The sequence below is a fragment of the Ectothiorhodospira haloalkaliphila ATCC 51935 genome, from assembly GCF_000633935.1.
Lineage (GTDB): Bacteria > Pseudomonadota > Gammaproteobacteria > Ectothiorhodospirales > Ectothiorhodospiraceae > Ectothiorhodospira > Ectothiorhodospira haloalkaliphila.
The window spans coordinates 384901-386956 of the sequence record NZ_KK214995.1 but is presented as its reverse complement, the minus strand read 5'-3'; the positions used below and the strand labels follow the sequence as shown (position 1 = coordinate 386956).

Below are 2056 nucleotides of genomic sequence, written 5' to 3'. Positions count from 1 at the left end.
CCCAGGTGCTCGAAGACCATAAAATCCAGATCAGCATGGACGGCAAGGGCTGTTACCAGGACAACATCTTCGTGGAGCGGCTCTGGCGCAGCGTGAAGTACGAGTGCGTCTACCTGAAGGCCTTTGAAAATGGAGCCCATTACGCCAGGACCTGAAGCAGTACTTCGCCTGGTACAACGCAGAGCGGCCCCACCAAGGGCTGGACGATGCAACACCGGATGAGGTCTACTTCAACCAACCTCTGACTCGGGCGGCCTGACGCCTGAGAGATACAACCCGGTTAGAGCTTAAACCCCCTGTCAGGTGGTCCAGCAGATGGGGTCCACTTCACTTAGAGCCTTCTTTGCCTTTGATCCTCAGCGGACGGGCATCATCTTGTGTGCCGGAGATAAGACCGGTAACAAGCGTTTCTACGATGATTTGATCCCAGTGGCTGACCGGGAATATGCGGCCCACCTGGAATCATTAAAGTGAGGTGAAAGCTATATGGCCCGCACCCTGGACCAACTGATTGCCAGCGAGAACCCTGATGTTGTCAATCGCGCCAAGGAGAAGGCTGATGCGATGCTGCTGGAACTCCGCTTATCGGAGGTTCGCCGTCTAGTGGAGATGACTCAGGCGGAAATGGCCGACGCGCTCGGCGTCAAGCAGCCAACGATTGCGGGCATGGAGAAGAGCGGCCAGGATCTCCGCTTGAGTTCCCTTAAACGCTACGTTGAAGCCATCGGCGGGAAGGTTCGTGTGGATATACAGCTTCCCGATGGCACTCATCACGGATTCTCACTGTAATTGTTTTGCTCGAGGGCATGGAGCCATTGCCCCCCTACCGTGCCAGCCGGGCCAGATGCCGTTGATAACGCCGCATCACCAGCAGGTGCCACACGGCTTGTGTCCATAGGTAGATGTACCAGGGCAGGGCGGGGGCGAAGTCGTGGATGGCGGCCAGGGTGTAGCGGTCGTCCAGCACGGTGTGAAACTCGAATCGCCCCTTGTCTTCAATATTTCTTGCCAGCAGGCCACCGGTGATGCGGTAGACCTGTCGCCGTGCGTGGCTGGCGGCGGGGTCGTGGGTGAGTTCCAGGATTTTCAGGCGGGGCCAGCGCAGTAGTATACCTGGGTATGAGAGAGGGGCGACGGCGGATTGACGGGGTCATTGTGCCACTGTAAGTTGGTGACTATATGCGGTGACCATGGTGATGTCATGTATCAGGAACACGTAACAAAAACCCAATTCAAGGCCAAGGCTCTCGAGTATTTTCGTCAGGTTGAAACATCGGGTGGTTCAATCGTGGTCACGGACCGTGGGGAACCCACCGTTGAGGTGCGCCGCTACCGATCGGATCAGCGATCACCGTTGGAGACGTTGAAAGGCAGTGTGGTGGAGTACAGGGCACCTACTGAACCCGTGGCAGAAGATGATTGGGAAGCAGCGTCTTGATCATTCTGGATACTCATGTGCTTGTGTGGTGGGTCAACGGGGATGGCCAGTTGTCCCCCCAACGCGAAAACGGCCATCGAGAATGAGCTTTCCACTGAGGATGGCATGGTCCTGGTGTCGGCGATTTCAGCGTGGGAGATTGCCATGCTGGTGAAGGCCGGCCGTCTTATACTCACCATGGGTGTGGATGATTGGCTGGAGACAGCCTCTGCCATCGAAAGGTTTCGGTTTGTTCCGGTTGACAACCAGGTGGGTGTTGAGTCCACCCGGTTACCCGGAGATTTCCATAAGGACCCGGCGGACAGAATGATCGTTGCGCTGGCACGACACCTGAACGTGCCGCTGGTCACCGCAGATACAAAAATCCGGGCCTATCAGCATGTTCAATCGATATGGTGATGGTGGCATCGATCGGCTGGCCCAGGCCCGCGGTTTGGCGGGAGTAGTTCATCGCGCCAGCCTTGCCAGATGCCTTTGATAGCGCCGCATCACCAGCAGGTGCCCCACGGCTTGTGTCCATAGGTAGATGTACCAGGGCAGGGCGGGGGCGAAGTCGTGGATGGCGGCCAGGGTGTAGCGGTCGTCCAGCACGGTGTGAAACTCGAATCGCCCCTTGTC

5 protein-coding genes and 1 pseudogene are annotated in these 2056 nt (G+C 57.4%); 5 read left to right on the top strand and 1 reads right to left on the bottom strand.

Annotated features, from left to right (window positions below; genetic code table 11):
* From ECTHA_RS20285 to ECTHA_RS0101795, 3 genes and pseudogenes are all read left to right on the top strand, one after another.
* Positions 1-259: pseudogene (locus ECTHA_RS20285) on the top strand (integrase core domain-containing protein); the annotation flags it as partial.
* 56 nt (positions 260-315) lie between these two features.
* Positions 316-474: a type II toxin-antitoxin system RelE/ParE family toxin gene (locus ECTHA_RS19210; protein WP_128571981.1), complete on the top strand. Its 159-nt coding sequence runs from the start codon at positions 316-318 to the stop codon at positions 472-474.
* Between the two features lie 12 nt (positions 475-486).
* Positions 487-789, top strand: coding sequence for a helix-turn-helix domain-containing protein (locus tag ECTHA_RS0101795; protein WP_025283089.1), 303 nt, complete (start codon positions 487-489; stop codon positions 787-789).
* Between the two features lie 34 nt (positions 790-823).
* Here the strand turns inward: ECTHA_RS0101795 and ECTHA_RS19760 are convergent, their stop codons facing one another.
* Complete coding sequence (locus ECTHA_RS19760) at positions 824-967, bottom strand: hypothetical protein (RefSeq protein WP_238984794.1); 144 nt, start codon at positions 965-967, stop codon at positions 824-826.
* A gap of 234 nt (positions 968-1201) precedes the next feature.
* Here ECTHA_RS19760 and ECTHA_RS19205 point away from each other — a divergent pair, with 234 nt between their 5' ends.
* Entirely contained in the window at positions 1202-1438 is a 237-nt protein-coding gene (locus ECTHA_RS19205; RefSeq protein ID WP_084306606.1) for a type II toxin-antitoxin system Phd/YefM family antitoxin, read from the top strand.
* 42 nt (positions 1439-1480) lie between these two features.
* Positions 1481-1837 (top strand): type II toxin-antitoxin system VapC family toxin, encoded by a 357-nt coding sequence (locus ECTHA_RS16560; protein WP_203225288.1) that lies wholly within the window; start codon positions 1481-1483, stop codon positions 1835-1837.
* The last annotated feature ends 219 nt before the right edge of the window (positions 1838-2056 follow it).

Bases quoted from the DNA above. Each gene is read 5' to 3' on its own strand.
- ECTHA_RS19205 (WP_084306606.1), top strand. From the start codon at position 1,202: ATGTATCAGGAACACGTAACAAAAACCCAATTCAAGGCCAAGGCTCTC.
- ECTHA_RS19210 (WP_128571981.1), top strand. From the start codon at position 316: ATGGGGTCCACTTCACTTAGAGCCTTCTTTGCCTTTGATCCTCAGCGG.
- ECTHA_RS16560 (WP_203225288.1), top strand. From the start codon at position 1,481: ATGGCCAGTTGTCCCCCCAACGCGAAAACGGCCATCGAGAATGAGCTT.
- ECTHA_RS0101795 (WP_025283089.1), top strand. From the start codon at position 487: ATGGCCCGCACCCTGGACCAACTGATTGCCAGCGAGAACCCTGATGTT.